The organism is Actinomycetota bacterium (assembly GCA_040757835.1).
Classification (GTDB): domain Bacteria; phylum Actinomycetota; class Geothermincolia; order Geothermincolales; family RBG-13-55-18; genus SURF-21.
In genome coordinates this window covers 16215-34026 of record JBFLWJ010000010.1, presented here as the reverse complement: position 1 = coordinate 34026, position 17812 = coordinate 16215, and the positions used below count along the sequence as shown (strand labels likewise).

Here is a 17812-nt window from a genome sequence, read left to right as displayed (position 1 = left end):
AGAAAAATGTCACATGTCATGGGCTGACCCCCTATGATAACCTTGCTGCATGTGGTGGAACGCGCTCCTGGCGTCCTTCGGCCTTACCTTCGTGGCGGAGCTGGGCGACAAGACCCAGCTGGTCATCCTCACCCTCTCCGCCAAGTACGGTTTTCGTCAGGTCTTCCTGGGAGCCGCGGCCGCCTTCGCTCTCCTAAACGCCCTGGCGGTGTCGGTGGGGGTGGTCCTCTACGAGTTCGTGCCGGAGAGCGTCATCAAGTACACGGTGTCGGCGGTCTTCATCATCTTCGGGATCTTCATGCTGCTGCCGGAGAGAGAGAAGGAAGATGAGACGGGAGGAGGAGGGACTGGTGAGGATGGGCTGGCTGAGGTGGAGCCGGGGAAGAGACAGCGCGGCCCGCTGCTCACCTCCTTCCTGCTCATCTGTCTCATGGAGCTGGGGGACAAGACACAGCTCTCGCTCCTCGCTCTCACCGCCAAGTACTCCCAGCCGGTATTCGTATTCATCGGGGGGACGCTTGCCCTATGGGCTACCTCCCTCATCGCCGCCATGTTGGGTACGGGAGCGGGAAGGTTCATACCCCAGGTGTGGATGCGCCGCATCTCCGGTGCCATCTTCATCGCCTTCGGGATCATAAACCTCTTCTGGTAATGGCACGGGCCGGGGTTGACCTCGGAAGTGCCACCTCAGGATAGCAGCTCCCGCGCTTTTCTAGCCGCCTCGAAGGCGTTGGGGGCGTAGCCGTCGGCACCGGAACGGCCTGCGAAGTCCTGGGTTACCGGCGCTCCTCCCACCATGATCACCGCCCCCGCGTCCTCGGCGCGCACCGCCTCCACCACCTCGGGGATTCGCTGCATGGTCGAGCTGAGGAGGGCCGACAGCCCCAGGATATCCGGCCGGTGCTCGCGGTAGGCCTCCACGAACCGCTCCGCCTTCACGTCCTCGCCGATGTCTATCACCTCGAAGCCCGCCCCCTCCAGGCACATGCGCACCAGGTTTTTACCGATGGAATGGATGTCGCCGTGCACGGTCCCCAACAGCACCAGGCCGCTGCCCCGCTCGGGTCCTCCCAGATGGGGCTTGAGGGATTCCATGCCCCTCTGCATGGCCTCGGCGGCTACGATGAGCTCGGGGATGAAGGCCTCGCCGGCGCTGAAGCGCTCCCCGATGTCCTCCATGGCGGGCATCATGGCCTCCTCCATGATGCGCCTCGGTTCCAGCCCCTTCTCCAGCCCCTCGGAAACCAGCCTCTGCGCGTCCTCCTCCTCGCCTGCAAGCACCGCTGCCTTGATACCTTCCAATATCTCCTGCATGTCCGCCTCCTCAAGCCTCGATGCTGATGGGGTAAGTGCCGTAACGTCGGGCTGCCCTGACCATGGCGATGTAGTTCTCGGGCTTGACCCCGGGGTGGATGGAGTTGGACGAACTGATGATGTAGCCGCCGCCCGGCGCCGCCACGCGGATGGTCTCCTTCACGTTCTCCGCCACCTCCTCCTCGCTGCCGAAGGGCAGGAGATAGGTGCAATCGATGTTGCCCAGGATGCAGAGACGGTCGCCGTATTTCACCTTTACCTCCCCGATGTCCATGCACTGGGGTTGCACGGGGTGAAAACCGTCGAAACCGGCATCGGCCACGCCGTCCATGATCGGCCACATGTTGCCGTCGGAGTGTTTAAAGACGAGCACTCCCTTGCGGTGGGCGTGAGCGGTTATCTGCTGGTGGTAGGGGAAGACGAACTCCTCGTACTGGGCTGGAGATATGAGGGTGGTCTGGTTGAAGGCCAGGTCGCCGTCCAGCCCGATGATGTCCGCCCCGTTGTCCGCGGCCATGTCGATGACCTCGAGGATGTAGTCCGTGACCACCTGGGCCAGGTCCTTCACGAAGGAGGGGTTCTTGATGTAGTGGTAGAGGAGCTTCTCCATGCTCCCCATAAGGCTCCAGCTCTCACGGAAGGGCCCTGGCTGTACCAGCACCTGGGCGACATCGGTGCCCAGGTTTCCCACCGAGGCCATGAGCATGAGGAAGTCGGTGGGCTGGGGGTGGTAGACAACGAGGCCCTTGAGGTCCGAGGGTCCGGATACCGGCCCTCCCACGGCGGTGGCCTCCCCCTCCTCGCTCACACGCAGGATGCGGCCCCAGCCGTCCCGGACGTGATCGTCGTCCACCGGCTCGGTGCCCAGCAGGCCTATGGAGGTCAGGCCGTCCAGTTCCAGCTCCCGGGCCACGGTGAAGAGCGTGGTGAGCAGTTTGACCTTCTCCTCCATGGTCATCTGCTGCGCGAACTTCATGGGCGGGAGGTCGTCAGTGTAGAAGGCGCCCAGCTTGATGATGGACTCCTCGTTGAAGGCCATCTCCCAAACCGGCACGCGGTCCGGTTCCCGGCGGGCGAAGGCGGCCAGCATGCGTTCCTTGCCGGTCATGGTCATGCCTCCCCTATGGCTCTATGAGCTTGAACTTCCCCGACAGCCAGTCCTCCACTCCAGAGGCGTACAGGGGCGAGGTTGGCTTCTCCGAGGGACCCCCTGCCAGGACGGAGTAGTACTTGTTCGTGGACATGGGGCAGATGAACCTTATGGCGGGCGAGAAGGTACCTACCCTTCCCCCCGGCGCGTTGAATATCGCTCCCTGGGAGACGGTGCCCCGGCAGCCGATGATCTCGATGGGGCCGTAGTTGAAGTCGGGTATCATGTCCCCGTAAACCAGGTTCTTCATCATCACCTGGTGGGTGCTCCCGAAGGGCGCCGCCTCCATTTCCAGCCCCCTGGCCACGGCCTCCATGAGGACATCGTCACGCGTCCTGCCGCCGAACCACAGCGATTCCTCCCGCTGCAGCACGTTATCGAACTGCCCGTAGTACATGTAATAGAGCTCGGAGTTGTCCAGGATGTACTCGACGACTTCCCTTCCCACGCCGTAGTCGCCGAACACCGTCCTCGCTATCTCGAAGTAGACGTTCTCGAAGACGCACGCGGCTACGCAATCGGACGAGTAGACGAGGTCCCATTCCCGCAGCAGATCGCCGTTACCGCCCTCCGGCAGCAAGTGGCGGATGAGGGGCATGATCCGCTCCGCGTGCTTGCTGTACACGTCGTACTGCATCTTCATCAGGCTCTCGACGGAGTGATCCTCCCTTGCCGCCAGCAGTTCCGCGATGCGCACGGCGCGGTCGTCGCTCATGGGCATGGTCTGGATGTGCACGTCGCTGAGGTGGTTGAGGTCCTGGTTGGAGGTGCCGAAATAACCGCTCTCCGGGTTTAGCAGGCGCGGGTTCTTCTCCGGCGGGTAGAAGCCCTTCCAGTCGTAGGCTTCGTCCCAGCCCGGCAGCGGCAGTACGCCGATCCAGTTGTCGGCCCTTACGGGGCAGCGGCCGCTCATCTGATAACCGATGCTGCCTGAGGAATCGGCGAGGCCCCAGTTGAAGCTGAGCGAGTCGCAGCGCGAGAGGTGGTCCATGGACTCCTGCACGGTGCGGGCGCGGTAATGGTCGCGGAACTCCTTGATGGCCTGGCTGCCGGTGTCCCTGAGGGAGATGGCCAGGCAGAGGTAGTAGCCGTCCTCCGTGGGCTCTCCCTCCAGCACCCCGTGCACGTTTTCGTAGTAACGCACGGTCACCGGTTCGGAATCCTTGACCTTGATGACCTCTTCCCGCACCTCGAAGGGTATCCACTCGTCCCCCCGGCGGTACTTACCGTCCTTAACCTCCTCGAGGAAGTAGTTCATGACGTCCATGCAGCTGTAGGTGGCGCTCCACGAGAGGTAGTTCGTCCTCCCCAGGGCCGGCAAGGGGATGCCGGGAACGTAGACGCCCATGCAGTAGAAGTCGCCCACGTAGAGCAGGATCTCCTGCCACAGGCAGGGCAGGCGGGCTGAGTCCAGCTCGGGACTGCCGCAGAGTATGGCCTCTCCGGCGGCCGTGCGAGAGCCCGCGAGCATCCAGTGGCTGCTGGTCTGCTCGCGCGGTATGGCGGCCCACTTAACCGTCTCCGGCACGTAGGGCTCGGCCAGCTTCACCTGGCGCAGCTTCCCCAGGTAGTCCTCGCCCGGCTCCTCCGTCATGTAGACGAAGATCTCCCTGAGCATGGCCGGGGTCACGCCGGCCATGACCATGTGCACGATGAACTTCCTGATCCAACCCTGGGTCTCGTCCATGTCCACCATGGACATGACCTTGGAGATGGCGATGCAGTCCGCGGTCGTCCAGGGCTCGGGGGCGTAAGAGATGAGGCCGAACTCCGCCGGCGGGTTCTCCGCGAACTGGTCGTTGACGCCGCGGCAGAAGGCCTCCGCCTCCTCGCGTGCGTCCTCCTCTATCAGTCCGGCATGCTTGCACGAGAATCCCCAGATATCGTACTTTCGCATGGTCCTGTCCATGGCGATGAAGTTCTCGTCTGGCGGCAGGTGCTCGGAGAGCTGGCCCCTTGCGAGGAGCCGCGTCAGCTCCATCTGCATGCCGCGGTCAAGGGCCTGCACCAGCCCCAGCCCATAGAGGGCGTCCTCGAAGTCACCCGCCCTGATGACCGGGACCCCGTGGTCGTCGCGCCTGACGGATATCTCGCCGTTGACGGCCTTGACCGTCTGTTCCTGGTTCTCGATCTCGAGCACGGCCACACACCTCCCATCCCTCCAGCAGCCCCCGGGCGGAGGCTGTGCCGAACCGTCTGAATGACGACAGCAGAAGCGGGGGGTGATCCCCGCGTGCGGCGGACTGTTGCCTGGAGTGATCCAATCAACGCCACGACCTATAAGGTGATTATAGGGGCCAAGTCTTGTTTTACATACCCAGCACTTTCCTTGTCTGGTGGAACGCAACATACAAGAAGCCTGACCCGGCTCCTCATGCCGGCGCCGGATCCATGGAGAAACGGGCTTTCCGTTTGGGGGTCAGTCACCCATGTCGCGCGGCCGCGACACCACCGAGGACGAAAATGCTGGTCGCTGTTTTCAGGGCAGGTCTTGTTTCCCGCATTCGTGTGGCCAAGGCTAAAGCAGCAGCCTCTGGTGGAACGCAACAAACAAGGAACCTGGCCCTAGAAGGCGGCCTCCAGGTCCTCCAGGGTGTTGATGTTTAGAAAAGAGCGGAAACCGGGGTCGCAGGCCGCCACCTCGTCTTCCTCCATGTAACGCACGTCCAGATCCTGGATGAGCTCGTGTATTTTCAGGCGCCCGCCCTCGATGCGGTCACGTATCCTCGCGGCCACATCCCTTCTGTAGACCGCGAAGAGGGGCTCGATATACTCCCCGCGCCGCGGCACCACCGCCTCCAGGCCGGGCGCCGTGGAGAGCATGCGGGCTATGAGTTCCCGGCTCGGGTATGGCATATCGCAGGCCATGACAAAGACGTAGGGTGCGGGGGAATTCTGCAGCGCGGTGTAGATGCCCACCAGGGGCCCCTTACCCGGGATCACGTCGGTCACCACTTTCACGCCGGCGTCCTCCAGGCCAGCCAGGGACGAGCCGCCGTTCTGGACCACAAGCATGATGTGGGGGAAGAGGTCCCTCAGCACCAGGATGATGCGGTCCAGCAGGGAGCAGTTACCGATCTGCAGTGTGGCCTTGTCCATACCCAGGCGTTTGCCCTCCCCCCCGGCGAGCACCGCGGCGGCGAACTGCGGCTGCAGGCCTTCCCTCTCTTCGCCTCTCACGGGACGATCCTCCGGGGATGGGTATAGACGTTGAACCTCTCGGCGCCCGCGAAGCCCACCACGGTCAGGCCCGCGCCCTCGGCCACCTGCAACCCCAGGGAGGTTGGCGCGGCCATGGAGACCAGCACCGGTATGCCCACCCGCACCGTCTTCAGGGCCATCTCGTAGCTGATCCTTCCCGACAGCACCAGCACCTTGTCCGCGAGGGCGGTACCGCGCATCGCGCACCACCCCACCACCTTGTCCAGAGCGTTGTGGCGCCCGACGTCCTCGGCCATGGCCACCATCTCGCCCGAGGCCGTGAAGATACCCGCGCCGTGGGTGCCTCCGGTCCCCCGGAAGATGTCCTGGCGCCGCGTAAGCTCATCCCCGATGCCGTATATGACCTCCTCCTTGACCCGGAGTTCGGAGGCCACTTCGCCCTCGTGGTAGTCCGCGATGGCGGAGATGTCGGCGCCTCCACATCCGGTGCGCACCAGGTAGGTGGAGCCGAAACGCTCCCGCTCGCCCGGGGATTCCAGCTCCAGCTCGACCACGTTGCCACGGTCAAGCGCGGTGTCCCGCACCTCCCGACCCTCCCCTATCTCCCGCTCCATGCTGCCACAGTGCTTCAGCAGTCTCACCTGGGAGACGCCGGAGATGACCTTCTCGGTGAGACAGAACCCCACCGCCAGCTCCTTGTCCATCCCCGGCATGCGCATGAGGGCGACCAGGGGCAGCCCGTTGACGACGATCTCGAGGGGCAGTTCGACCACGACGCGGTCACTGGCCTGCCGTGGCTCTTTCCCGCGGCGGTATCTCGCGATGTTTTTGTCTGTTGTGGACATCTCCCGGCCTTTCTGCGTCGATAATCCTTATGATAGGTGCCGGCCTTGTGACGGCGCAATGCAGCGGGTCAAAGGAGGTGCCCGCGTATCGTTCAGCCTCCGTGTTCCAGGTCACGGAAGAAGCTCCCCTTATCGGTCCATTGGATGAAGTCGACCTCGTTGCCGTCGGGGTCCCTCAGGTAGAACTGGCGCGAGTATTCCTTGGCGATGACCTCTGTCTCCCGCGGAGCGATGCCGTTCTCCTTCAGGCGCCGCAGCAGCTCGTCCGCATCCCTTACCGCGTACCCGATGTGCCTCAGCTCCGCGGCTGCCGCTCCTCCCGGGGGCCTCTCGGAGATGAAGAGCTCGTGGCCGTGTCCCTTGAGGATGGCGTACCCGCTCCCGTCGTCCTTGGTGCCCCTGCCGATGACCGCATAGCCCAGGGCTTGCGTGTAGAAGACGACGTGCATCTCCAGGTCCGTTACGTACCTGTTCACATGGTCGATGGCCGCGTATGCGCCACCGGCAGATATGGGTATATCGCGGGCGTCCAGCATGTCCCCCACCAGGGTGCCCGTCTCAGCCGCCCTTCCGGCGGGAAGCTCCAGGGCCGCCCTGGCCTTTATGGACGGCGCGCCGAGGCGGCCGGGCTTCATGCCGCGCACCACCTTCAACACGTTCCAGGCCTCGTCCACGAAGACGACATCGATGGCATAGCGCATGCCGAAGGTGTGCACCTGCCGGCAGGGCACGATGAGGAGGCCGCTCCCGGGGAGCAGGGCTTCTGTGCCCAGGAGCCCCCGGCGGCGGGAGGCGGGCGTCTCGGCCACGGCGGCCCTCTCCGCCAGTACCGTTCCCCGCGTGAGGTTGACCAGTCTTACTTCCCGCATGTATGCAGGATAACACATGGCGTTGACTGGGAAAGCGCAAACGTTAAGAATAGATGCCGAGACGCAAAGGAGCTTCATGGACGATATCTTTACTCGCCTGCTCACGGGCGACCGGCGCGCGGTGGCCAGGCTTATCACCATGGTGGAGAATGGCGACCCCGCGGCGTCGGCCCCCCTGCGGCGCCTGCACCAGCGCACAGGACGCGCCCATATCGTGGGCATCACCGGCGCACCGGGATCGGGCAAGAGCACCCTGGTGTCGTCGCTGACCAAGTGCCTGCGCGGCATGGACCTCAGCGTGGGTATCATCGCCGTCGATCCCACCAGCCCCTTCAGCGGCGGTGCTATCCTGGGCGACCGCATCCGCATGCAGGACCTGGCCACCGACCCGGGGGTCTTTATCCGTTCCATGGGCACGCGAGGGGCCCTGGGCGGGATAGCCGTCGCCACCAACGACGCCGTGAACATCCTGGACGCTTTCGGCAAGGACGTGATCATCGTGGAAACGGTGGGGGCGGGACAGGTGGAGGTGGAGATCGTCAAACTAGCCCACACCTCGGTGGTGGTGACCATGCCGGGGGGAGGCGACGAGATCCAGGCGATCAAGGCCGGCATCATGGAGATAGGTGACATCTTCGTGGTCAACAAGGCGGACCGCGCGGACGCGGGACGGACCTTCACCGAGATAACCATGATGCTGGAGATGTCGGACCGCAAGGACGGTTTCAAGCCCGCGGTCATCCGCACCGTGGCTACCACGGGCGAGGGGGTGGAGGAACTGGCCGGAGCCATCAAGGAGCACTACCGCTACCTCGAAGCGGAAGGCCTGCTGGCGAAGAAGGCGCGGGAGCGTATAATCGCCGAGGTCATGGAGATAATCGGGCGCCAGGTAGAAGAGGCGGTAGGCAGGGCGCTGCAACAGGACCCCGAGATGATCGCGCTCATGCACAAACTGGTGGACACCCGCGAGGTCGATCCCCACACCGGGGCTCGCATGGTCATCCGTCACCTGCTCGGGAAAGAATAGCCGGACCGGCACCGGTTGCAGGTCCGTCCATAAAGTCAGGGCCCCGCTAACAGCGGGGCCTGGGTGCTTCCGGATACGAGCGCCGCCATCAGGCGCAGTACAGGTACTCGTCCACCGGCCTCTGGATCTCCGCATCGTTGCCGTAGAGGCGCTCACTTCATGCGGTCCCGGTTGAGGTCGTTGCCTCAGGTGGAATGAACAAACAAGAAGTCTGACCCTATGAGAAGCGGAAGAGGCATACGTCCCCGTCATGGACGACGTAGTCGCGGCCCTCCACCCTCACCGCTCCCTTGTCCCTGGCGGCATGGAACGATCCGTGAGCGATGAACTCCTCCCAGCCGATGACCTCCGCGCGGATGAACCCCTGCTCCATATCGGTATGGATCTTCCCCGCTGCCTGCACGGCGGTGCTGCCCTCGCGGAGCGGCCATGCCCGGCACTCCCCGGACTCGGTGGTGAAGAAGGTTATGAGCCCCAGGAGCGCGTAGCAGCGCTTCGCGAACTCGTCCAGCCCCAGGCTCTCTACGCCGTAGGCCTCCAGGAACTCCCTCGCCTCCTCCGGCTCCAGGTCCTCTATCTCCGCCTCCAGTTTGGCGTCGAAGGCCACCAGCCCGGCCCCCTCGGAATTCGCTGCCTCCCGTACCGCTCTCCACAGGGGATCGTCGCCGCCCAACTGCTCCTCCCCCAGGTTGGCCACGTAGATCACCGGCTTGGCGGTGAGCAGGAAAAGACCGGAGAGCATCTCATCATCGCCCCGGGAGAGTTCCATGCGCCGCACCGGGACCTCCCGGTCCAGCTCCGCTTCCACCCTCTCCAGCAGCTCCAGCTCGCGCGCCTTGTCGCGGTCCCCGGTCCTGGCCGCCTTGGATATCCTCTCCTTGCGCCTCTCCACCACGGCCAGGTCAGCCAGGATCAGCTCGGTGTTCACCACGGCTATATCCCGCTCAGGCACGATCTCCGCCCTCACGTGGGCAACGTCCGGAGAGGTGAAGCAGCGTACGGCATGGGCCAGGGCGTCCACTTCCCGCACATGGGCCAGGAACTGGTTCCCCAGTCCCTCGCCGTGGTGTGCTCCCTCTACCAGCCCCGCGATGTCCACTAAGCGAAGGTCGGCGGGGACCGTCTTGCTGCAAGCGGCCGCGGCGGACACCTGGTGAAGGCGGACATCCGGCACGGGCGCCATTCCGTAATTGGGGTCAACGGTGGAGAACGGGTACCCGGCCACCTGCGCACCTGCGCGGGTCAGGGCGTTGAATATGGTCGACTTACCGGAATTAGGCAGACCTATTATCCCGACCTGCAGGGCCATGATACCGCCTCCTTGCGCTATATGATATCTTACCCTCTTTTTTTATGGCATTCCGGTCCGATCGTTTGCATCGCGCAAGCGACAGCGACGCCCGGAGGGCGGCGGCGGTGCCCGGCATGGTCAAGTTTGAGCGGCATGGTTTCGATATAAAACTGGACGTTGAAAAGGGGAAAAGCACATGAGATCGGCCAAGCTTTTGCCACTGTCCCACTGGATAGCCTTTATCGTGGTGGGCTTCTACCCCCTGTACTCAGGGGACGATATCGAATACTGGCCCTGGATAGTCGCCGTAGCGGTCATGGCTGTCCTGGGTGCCGCCTATCACGTGGCGCGCCGCATGAAGCCACCCCTGAACCTGGGGACGTGGGGCATCATCCTGCTCGGTCTGGACGCCATCCTCGTCTGCTTCCTCGTCTACTACAGCGGTGGCATCGCCAGCCCTTTCTATCCCCTCCTTTTCCTGCTCTGCGCCACCTCCTCCCTCTACGACCACTGGACCAATGCCCTGACCATGGCGGGCGTGGTGAGCGCGGGCTACGCAGTGGCCTGCATCGGGGGCGACATGGTACTCGCGGAAGACGGGGCTCGCCTGCTCATCAACGTGGTCGTCCTCCTCGGTGCATCGGTGATCCTCTCGTACCTCGCGGAGCTGGACCGCAGGGAGCACAGCAAGGCGGAGAGGATAGAGGCGCTGTACCAGCTCAGCTCCACGCTCATGGAGAAGGTCGACCTCAAAGAGACCCTGCACAACCTGCTCTCCTCCACTGCCTCCTTCTTCCAGACCGATGTAAGCTCCGTGCGGCTCCTGGACCGCAAATCCGGGGTGCTGGTGCTGGAGGCCTCGGGAGCTCCCGCGGACGAGCTTGAAGAGCAGATAGACATCGCCGTGGGCGAAGGGTTCATCGGGTGGGTGGCCCGGGAGAAACGTCCCATCCTGGTGAACGACATCGAAAACGATCCCCGTTTCGCCGATTTCCCCCAGGCGCGCAAGAAGGTCCACTCGGCCCTGGCGGCGCCCATCATGGTTGGAGGGGAACTCATGGGGGTACTCAGCTTCGCCAGCACCCAGCCGCGCGCTTTCTCCTCCGAGGACCTCCAGATGCTGGTGACCATATCCTCCCTGGCCGCCTCCCTCATCGCGCGCGCGGAGCTCTACCAGATGGTGCTCTCCCGCAGCGAGGTTATCGTGGGCAGCATGAGCAGCGGCCTTCTGGTCACCGACGCCAGCGGCAAAGTGGTCATGGCCAACCAGGCGTCCCGGGACCTGCTGGGGCTGGAGAGCGTTCCCCGCGACATCTCGCTGCGCGAACTCCTGGAGCCTACCCTGCTGGACACCGAGGCGCTGTGGAGATTCCTGGAGGGAGAGATGGCCCCCGTGACCGAACCCTCCCATGCGCACCTGGAAGTGCACCTGCGGGGAACGCCCGAGCGCATCCTCTCGGTCAGCGCGTCCCCCATCCGCGCCGGATACGAACCCCACAGCGGCTACGTGGTCATCCTCGAGGACATCACCGAGCGGGTCAAGGTGGACGAGATCCGCGACGACCTCATGCTGCTCATCGCCCGCCGCGTCGAGGAGCAGACGGCCCTCTACGAGGTGGGCAAGTCCCTCGTGGACGAGGTGGAGACCCACGACCTGCTGGAGTTCCTGCTGGACAAGGCGGTGGACCTGGTCGACGCGGAACTGGGCGTGCTCTCGCTGCGCGAGGAGGGGGACACCTACCGGGTCAAGGCGGTACACGGCGTGGACGCGGCAAGCGTAGGGATATCCTACGGGCACGGCCAGTACCTGCCGGGAGAGGCGGTGGCCCAGCAAACACCGCTGCGGCGGGTGGAGATCGATCCAGCCGACACGACCCCGTGGGGCCGGGGACTCGGGTACCGCATCTCCTACCTGGTCGCGCCGATCACCTGGCAGGGAGTGACCAAGGGAGTGATCGAGGTCGCCTCACCGGCGTCCGCCAGGGCTTTCGGCGAGGACGACCTGAGGTTGCTGGGCCTCTTCGTGAACCAGGCGGCCATCGCCCTGGAGAACTCCAACCTCTACCGTCTCATCACCGAGGACCAGCGGCGGACCGAGGCCATGCTGCACTCCATCAATGACGGCGTCATCGCCGTGAACAACGACGCCCAGGTCATACTGGTCAACGCGGCGGCGGAAAGGATCCTTAACCTGCCGCCGTTCAGCGAGACGGAGAAACGCCACGTCAAGGAGGTCATCCGCATCCAGAACCTGGCCAATATCTTCCTGCGGAGCCTCCACACCAATCGCGAGTTGGGCGAGGAGATCCAGTTCGAGCCGCCGGACCGGCGTCTCCTGGAGGTGGAGACCTCGCTTATCGAGACCAGCCCGGGCGAGCGCATCGGCATCATCGCGGTCATCCGCGACATCACCGCCCTGCGCGAACTCGAGCAGGCCAAGTCCGATTTCGTGTCCACCGTGTCCCACGAGCTGCGCACCCCGCTGACCTCCATCAAGGCATATACCGCCACCCTGCGCCGCCCCGACGTGGATTTCGACGACAAGACCCGCCAGGACTTCCTTCAGGTCATCGAGGAGGAGACGGACCGGCTCACGCGCCTCGTCTCCGACATCCTCGACGTGTCCCGCATCGAGTCGGGGAAACTGACGCTCAAGAGGCGGGACTTCGACCTCTCCAAGCTGGTGCGCATCACCATCGGGAAGCTGCAGTCGCAGTTCCCCAACCACGAGATAAAGCTGGTCTCCCCCGAGAGCATGGGTCCGGTGCGCGCTGACCCCGACAAGATCGAACAGGTCTTCGTGAACCTTGTGGATAACGCGGTCAAGTACTCGCCCTCCGGGGGAGAGATCGTGCTCACCCTGGAGGCGCAGCCGCATAAGGTCGAGTGCGGCGTGCGCGATTCGGGGGTGGGCATACCCGAGGAGCACCTGCCCTATATCTTCGAGAAATTCCACCGCGTGGACAACCGGGCCACGCGTGAGATATACGGGACGGGGCTGGGTCTCTACGTCAGCAGGAGCATCGTGGAGGCGCACGGCGGTACCATCTGGGCCGAGAGCGTACTCGGGGAAGGCAGCACCTTCCATTTCACCCTTCCCCTTTCCTCTCGAGTGGATGGCATAGGCGGTGTGGAGCGTTCGCCATTGCTCGAGGGTACGGGTGGCGAGGCAGGAGACTGAAAGGAGGCCCCATGGAGAAGATCAGGGAAGCCCCCATCAAGGTCCTGGTCGTGGACGATGAGAGAAACATCCTTGATATCATCAAGTTCAACCTGGAGGTGGAGGGTTACGAGGTCACCACCTCGCGGGACGGCGAGGAAGCGCTGCGACTGGTGCGTGAACTGCGGCCGGACCTGATACTCTGCGATATCATGATGCCGGAGCTAGACGGGCTCGAGGTCTGCCGCCGGCTTAAATCCGACGGGCGCACCAACCAGATACCGGTGGTGATGCTCTCGGCCAGGACGCAGGCGCAGGACAAGGTGGCCAGCATCGAGGCGGGCGCCGACGACTTCATCACCAAGCCCTTCGACTTCTCCGACCTGGTCGCCCGCATCACCATCAACCTCATACGGGCGCGGCAGAAGAGGGACGTCAGTCCCCTTACCGGCCTTCCCGGCAGCATATCCATCGACGCCGAGACCAAGCGCCGCATTTCCAAGAACCTGCTCTTCGCGACGCTCTACATAGATATGGACAACTTCAAGCCCTTCAACGATATCTACGGCTTCCCCGCCGGGGACAGGGCGATCAGGATGCTCGCCGCCATCGTCGACGATGCTGTGAAGAAAGCCGGCAACCTGGACGATTTCATCGGTCACGGAGGCGGCGACGATTTCGTGGTCATCACCTCGCCGGAGAAGGCCAGCGCCATCGCCGAGTCGATCATCGCGGACTTCGACGAGCAGGTAAGCAGCCTCTACCGGGACGAGGACCTCAAGCGCGGCTACTCGATATTCATCGACCGCCTGGGCAGAGACAATTATATCCCCGTCATGACCCTGAGCATCGGCATCGCCAGCAACTACCGCAGGCGCATCACCACCCACTGGGAGGTCGGAGAGATCGCCAAGGAGACCCTGAACTATGCCAAGTCCATCCCCGGCAGCACCTATTTCCTGGACCGGCGCACCAAGTGACCCGCGTCCCGCCGTTCCATTGCGTATCAAGGTGGCGGGGCGCGATGACGAAACCTCTATTGATGTCGATGGAAAGCGGGGAGAGCGCAAAGGGGTAAGTGGCGGACCATGAACGAGGAGAGGGAAGGCAAGTACCGCATCCTGCTGATCGAGGACGATCCGGCCATCTCCAACGTAGTCGAGCTCAACCTCAAGCTGGACAACTACGACGTCTTCCTGGCCGCCGATGGCGAGGAGGGCTTGAAGATGGTCGCGGAGACGGACCCCGACCTTGTCATCCTCGACGTCATGATGCCCAAGATGGACGGCTGGCAGGTGCTCATGCAGCTCAAGTCAGAGGACAAGACCAGGGATATCCCGGTGATCATGCTCACAGCCATAGACGACGAACAGTCAAAGGTCATCGGCCTGCGCGGCGGTGCTGACGATTACGTGCCCAAGCCCTTCAGCCCCCTGGAGCTGGCGGCCAGGGTAAAGGTGATCCTCGACCGCGTGGGCCGGGCGCGCCGTATGACCGCGGAGGCGTCCAGGGAGACGGTGCGCCTGGAGCAGATCCCGGTGCAGAAGGGGGACACCATCAAGCTCATCCCCATGGAGGACATCTTCTTCATCGACACCAAGCACGAGTATGCCAACCTGCACACCGCCTCGGAATCCTACCTCACCACCTACAGCCTGTCCGAGCTGGAAAAAGTGCTGGACCGCAAGGTCTTCTTCCGCACTCACCGCAGTTTCATCGTCAACCTGAAGAAGGTAAACCAGATCATCAAGCTCTCCCGCAACAGCCTCATCGTGACCCTCAGGGACGACAAGGAGAGCCGCGTCCCGGTCTCGCGCCGCCAGGCCTCCGCCCTGCGCGACATGTTGGGGCTCTAGGGCAAAAAAAGTTAAAGGCCGGGGGACATTCGACCGAGAATACTATTGAGGTAGCTAGGTATCCCCCATGAGTTTACCGGCAATTTCCCTCAATGGGTGCAAGCAAGCAGACTAGCTGCCAACCAAAGACCCCGTTCCCCCCAACGGGGTCTTCCCCTTCGGGGCCATCGTTTATGCTGGCCCCAATCGCGATTACATTAGGCCGACGTCGGATCCATGGATTATCAGGCGATACGGTGGACCGATGCTTCCAGGGTCAACGTTGAAGCTTGCGCCACAGAACACCTGCCAGCACAGGGATCGAGGATCGGATGTGGCGGTATCTTCGGTCTTCAATCCGTGAAGGTGCCCTATAAGGCACACCTTGAACACGGACTGGATGCTTAAAGTACGTCCCCTACAACGGGATGACCTCTTCGGTAACCTCGCTGCCCTTGACGGTGACGCGCAGGAAATGGTGGAAGCCGCCCGCCTGCTCCGATAGGTGCGGGTCGGCGCCGCCGCCGCCGCTGACCACCACGCGGGGCGGGCCGGATCCGTAGAGCATATAGGCGTGGATATGGCCGCAGTAGAGGGCGGCCGCGCCGGCTTGCCGCAGGATGTCCAGCATCTCCCCGGCGCTCTCCGTCTCCTCCTCCTGGAACCCGTCCTTCCCCATGTCCACCGGGGCGCCGGGGGGTACGTGGGCGAAGCCGACCAGCAGCCTCTCCCCCTCCAGCCCGGAGAGGTCGTCTCTCAGCCACGCCAGCTGTTCGTCCGGACACCCGACGCCCCGCACGGCGTCGTTGAGGAAGACGAGGTGGGCGTCCTGGAAGTCGATGGCATAGTGGTCAGGCCCGAAGACCGCCTCGAAAACGGCTTTGTCTCCCCCCGGCATGTCGTTGTCCCCGGGGATGACATGGTAGCTCAAGCCGGTGCCGTCGAGGTAATCCTTCATCGCCTGCATCTCCGCGAGGCCCCTGCCGGTGGAGATATCGCCCACGATGACCAGGAACTCCCCCTCCCGGGCCTGGCTGACGATCTCCTCCAGCAGGTCGGTGCGGGCGTGGGTGTCGCCGCATACAAGGAAAGAGAAGTCGTTGTCCGGGCTGGTTCCATTCTGGTCCGCGCTCCCGTTTTCCCCGCCTTCGATACCGTTTCCCTCTGGCACCGCATTGCTACAGGAGGATATGATCAGGGCGGCCGCGAGCAGCAACATCGGCAGAAACGTCGTGATTAAACCAGTGTGCCTTCTCATATCAATCCCTTCGTAGGCCGCTACGGCCATCCCGCTCAATCTCCCGGGACCGCCTTGCTTTAGGATACGTCTCCGGCAGACCGCCAGCAATGATAGGACGCAGCGGTATGGACGCGTGTTTCCCGAGGATGCATTGGCCTGAGGCGTGGGTGGGTGGCCGCTCCGTGACTATGCTCCGCCAATGGAAGCGCGCGCGCCGCTTCTGGTAGAATAGCACTGCACGTCTGGGGCCGTAGCTCAGTGGGAGAGCGCTGCCTTCGCACGGCAGAGGTCGTGGGTTCAAATCCCATCGGCTCCACCAGCATGCGCCCAGCCCTCTTGCGAGGGCTTTTGACTTTACAGCTTGCCGCGTTCCTTGAGTACGGCCATGCCCAGTTCGACGAGGTTGCCGGCAGGTTCTTTCCAGTCCTCCCGCACCAGCACCGCCACGGCCAGGGAGGGGCAGTTGGAGACGCACTGGCCGCAGCCGATGCACCGGTTCACGTCCACCACAGCCAGGTCATCCTCCACCTTTATCGCCTTCATCTGGCAGACGTCGAGGCAGGTCCCGCACCCGTTGCAGAGGTCCGAGTCCACCGCGGCCAGGTAGCGCGAGGAGGCGATGGCGCCGGATATGTTCAGCCTGGTCATGGTGCCCAGAAAACCGCAACAGCAGCCGCAGCAATTGCAGATGAAGGTTATCTTGTCCCGGATGTTGTCGGTGATGTGCACCAGCCCCGCCTTTTCCGCCCGGTCCAGGGCGTCGAACATCTCCTCTTTGCTGGCCTTGCGGGCAAATCCCCGCTCCACCAGGAACTCGGCGCCGGGGCCGATGGCCATGCACACATCCTTGGGCGCTCCGCAGGACCTGCCCAGGAGCTCCGCCTCGTGGCGGCAGAAACAGGTGGTCAGGGCCATGTAGACGCCGTCCCTGATATACTCGCTGACCTTCTCGTAGGGCAGGACCTCCTCGCCGCGTGGGATCTCCTCCTCCACCATCATCACCCGCGCCAGGGCGGTCTGAGAGGAGAAGCTCTGCTCCCCCCAGCCATCGTAGTAATACCTGTCGAAGAGCTCGGCTATCTTGCGTTTGCGTGGATTGACCTCACCCTTCATGAACTGCATCTCGAAGATGCCCGGCACCAGGGGCAGGAGGTTGTAATAGCGTTTGCCTCCCTTGTCCCTGACGAATACCAGCCCCTTGTCGGCCATGCCCTCGAGCAGGGGCCGGAGCTCCGCCTCATTTCGGCCCGTCCCCTCGGCGATGGAACCTATCTCTTCCAGGTACATGGGCAGTTCCAGGGCCAGCTCCGCCTCCTCTTCGTCGAAGATCATGCGCAGGATCTCGAGCAGGTACTCGGACTGCAGCGCCCCGATGGGAAAATCGTCCAGCCGCTTCATCAATCGCACGTAAAGATCGTCCACGACTACCTCCCCGCTAAAGCTGGCGTGCCTACCATCCGATTTCAATTACTGGCTGAATGATATCACAGCCGCTATGCAGCCGTTTGATTTTATGCGGGAAGCCGATATCATATACACAAAGACGGGGGTGGCAAGATCAGGGAGTAGGGACATAAAGTGGACTTTCTCGAGGAGCTCAACAGCTACTACGTCAGGAACCGGGGCAAACGGATCAAGCAGGAGTTCCGTGACGTCCTGGAAAAGGAACCGGAGGAGTTGACCGGCTCCCAGAGGCAGATATACGAGATCTACATCGAGCCGAACCTGAGCCAGCTCCAGGACACGCTGTACGAGGCCTTCAAGGAGGCGGACAGGCCCCTGGACACCTGGCGTACGGCCATACTGGAGAACCCCCCCAGCATCATCAACCATGTCGCCAAGAAGATGGTCATCCGCGCCATCCGCGACATGGACACCGGCGAAGCCTGAACCCCGCACGCACTCATCCTGACAGGATA

Annotated in this window: 15 protein-coding genes and 1 tRNA gene; 7 read left to right on the top strand and 9 right to left on the bottom strand. The window is 63.3% G+C overall.

Annotated features, from left to right (window positions below; translation table 11 throughout):
- Positions 1–49: 49 nt before the first annotated feature.
- The gene (locus AB1384_09440; protein ID MEW6554495.1) at positions 50–652 is read left to right on the top strand and encodes a TMEM165/GDT1 family protein; all 603 of its coding nucleotides are present in this window, start codon (positions 50–52) and stop codon (positions 650–652) included.
- Positions 653–687: 35 nt separating this feature from the next.
- Here the strand turns inward: AB1384_09440 and AB1384_09435 are convergent, their stop codons facing one another.
- From AB1384_09435 to AB1384_09410, 6 genes are all read right to left on the bottom strand, one after another.
- The gene (locus tag AB1384_09435) at positions 688–1314 is read right to left on the bottom strand and encodes a corrinoid protein (protein MEW6554494.1); all 627 of its coding nucleotides are present in this window, start codon (positions 1312–1314) and stop codon (positions 688–690) included.
- A 10-nt stretch (positions 1315–1324) separates the two neighbouring features.
- Complete coding sequence (locus tag AB1384_09430) at positions 1325–2422, bottom strand: uroporphyrinogen decarboxylase family protein (protein MEW6554493.1); 1098 nt, start codon at positions 2420–2422, stop codon at positions 1325–1327.
- A 13-nt stretch (positions 2423–2435) separates the two neighbouring features.
- The gene (locus tag AB1384_09425; protein ID MEW6554492.1) at positions 2436–4604 is read right to left on the bottom strand and encodes a penicillin acylase family protein; all 2169 of its coding nucleotides are present in this window, start codon (positions 4602–4604) and stop codon (positions 2436–2438) included.
- Positions 4605–5029: 425 nt separating this feature from the next.
- Entirely contained in the window at positions 5030–5644 is a 615-nt protein-coding gene (locus tag AB1384_09420) for a molybdenum cofactor guanylyltransferase (GenBank protein MEW6554491.1), read from the bottom strand.
- Positions 5641–6471, bottom strand: coding sequence for a formate dehydrogenase accessory sulfurtransferase FdhD (gene fdhD, locus AB1384_09415; protein MEW6554490.1), 831 nt, complete (start codon positions 6469–6471; stop codon positions 5641–5643). The genes AB1384_09420 and fdhD overlap by 4 nt, the downstream gene beginning before the upstream one ends.
- A 92-nt stretch (positions 6472–6563) precedes the next feature.
- Positions 6564–7340: a DUF192 domain-containing protein gene (locus AB1384_09410; GenBank protein ID MEW6554489.1), complete on the bottom strand. Its 777-nt coding sequence runs from the start codon at positions 7338–7340 to the stop codon at positions 6564–6566.
- A 76-nt stretch (positions 7341–7416) separates the two neighbouring features.
- Between AB1384_09410 and meaB the strand changes: the two genes are divergently transcribed.
- On the top strand, positions 7417–8367 hold the full coding sequence (meaB, locus tag AB1384_09405) for a methylmalonyl Co-A mutase-associated GTPase MeaB (GenBank protein MEW6554488.1): 951 nt from the start codon (positions 7417–7419) through the stop codon (positions 8365–8367).
- A 217-nt stretch (positions 8368–8584) separates the two neighbouring features.
- On the opposite strand, the gene ychF is transcribed toward meaB, so the two are convergent.
- Entirely contained in the window at positions 8585–9676 is a 1092-nt protein-coding gene (gene ychF, locus AB1384_09400; GenBank protein MEW6554487.1) for a redox-regulated ATPase YchF, read from the bottom strand.
- 178 nt (positions 9677–9854) lie between these two features.
- Here ychF and AB1384_09395 point away from each other — a divergent pair, with 178 nt between their 5' ends.
- The 3 genes from AB1384_09395 to AB1384_09385 all read left to right on the top strand — a co-directional run bounded on the left by AB1384_09395 (position 9855) and on the right by AB1384_09385 (position 14674).
- The gene (locus AB1384_09395) at positions 9855–12839 is read left to right on the top strand and encodes a GAF domain-containing protein (protein ID MEW6554486.1); all 2985 of its coding nucleotides are present in this window, start codon (positions 9855–9857) and stop codon (positions 12837–12839) included.
- Between the two features lie 11 nt (positions 12840–12850).
- The gene (locus AB1384_09390) at positions 12851–13798 is read left to right on the top strand and encodes a response regulator (GenBank protein ID MEW6554485.1); all 948 of its coding nucleotides are present in this window, start codon (positions 12851–12853) and stop codon (positions 13796–13798) included.
- A gap of 108 nt (positions 13799–13906) precedes the next feature.
- Complete coding sequence (locus AB1384_09385; protein ID MEW6554484.1) at positions 13907–14674, top strand: response regulator; 768 nt, start codon at positions 13907–13909, stop codon at positions 14672–14674.
- A gap of 397 nt (positions 14675–15071) precedes the next feature.
- On the opposite strand, the gene AB1384_09380 is transcribed toward AB1384_09385, so the two are convergent.
- Entirely contained in the window at positions 15072–15911 is an 840-nt protein-coding gene (locus AB1384_09380) for a metallophosphoesterase (GenBank protein MEW6554483.1), read from the bottom strand.
- Between the two features lie 226 nt (positions 15912–16137).
- On the opposite strand from AB1384_09380, the gene AB1384_09375 reads away from it, so the two are divergent.
- A tRNA-Ala gene (locus AB1384_09375) sits at positions 16138–16212 on the top strand.
- 35 nt (positions 16213–16247) lie between these two features.
- On the opposite strand, the gene AB1384_09370 is transcribed toward AB1384_09375, so the two are convergent.
- Positions 16248–17315, bottom strand: coding sequence for a 4Fe-4S binding protein (locus AB1384_09370; protein ID MEW6554482.1), 1068 nt, complete (start codon positions 17313–17315; stop codon positions 16248–16250).
- Positions 17316–17471: 156 nt separating this feature from the next.
- Between AB1384_09370 and AB1384_09365 the strand changes: the two genes are divergently transcribed.
- Positions 17472–17783 carry a hypothetical protein gene (locus AB1384_09365; GenBank protein ID MEW6554481.1) on the top strand — a complete coding sequence of 104 codons (312 nt, stop codon included), beginning with the start codon at positions 17472–17474 and terminating at the stop codon, positions 17781–17783.
- Positions 17784–17812 lie beyond the last annotated feature (29 nt).

Bases quoted from the DNA above. Each gene is read 5' to 3' on its own strand.
- AB1384_09440 (MEW6554495.1), top strand. From the start codon at position 50: ATGTGGTGGAACGCGCTCCTGGCGTCCTTCGGCCTTACCTTCGTGGCG.
- AB1384_09435 (MEW6554494.1), bottom strand. From the start codon at position 1,314: ATGCAGGAGATATTGGAAGGTATCAAGGCAGCGGTGCTTGCAGGCGAG.
- AB1384_09430 (MEW6554493.1), bottom strand. From the start codon at position 2,422: ATGACCGGCAAGGAACGCATGCTGGCCGCCTTCGCCCGCCGGGAACCG.
- fdhD (MEW6554490.1), bottom strand. From the start codon at position 6,471: ATGTCCACAACAGACAAAAACATCGCGAGATACCGCCGCGGGAAAGAG.
- AB1384_09410 (MEW6554489.1), bottom strand. From the start codon at position 7,340: ATGCGGGAAGTAAGACTGGTCAACCTCACGCGGGGAACGGTACTGGCG.
- meaB (MEW6554488.1), top strand. From the start codon at position 7,417: ATGGACGATATCTTTACTCGCCTGCTCACGGGCGACCGGCGCGCGGTG.
- ychF (MEW6554487.1), bottom strand. From the start codon at position 9,676: ATGGCCCTGCAGGTCGGGATAATAGGTCTGCCTAATTCCGGTAAGTCG.
- AB1384_09395 (MEW6554486.1), top strand. From the start codon at position 9,855: ATGAGATCGGCCAAGCTTTTGCCACTGTCCCACTGGATAGCCTTTATC.
- AB1384_09390 (MEW6554485.1), top strand. From the start codon at position 12,851: ATGGAGAAGATCAGGGAAGCCCCCATCAAGGTCCTGGTCGTGGACGAT.
- AB1384_09385 (MEW6554484.1), top strand. From the start codon at position 13,907: ATGAACGAGGAGAGGGAAGGCAAGTACCGCATCCTGCTGATCGAGGAC.
- AB1384_09380 (MEW6554483.1), bottom strand. From the start codon at position 15,911: ATGAGAAGGCACACTGGTTTAATCACGACGTTTCTGCCGATGTTGCTG.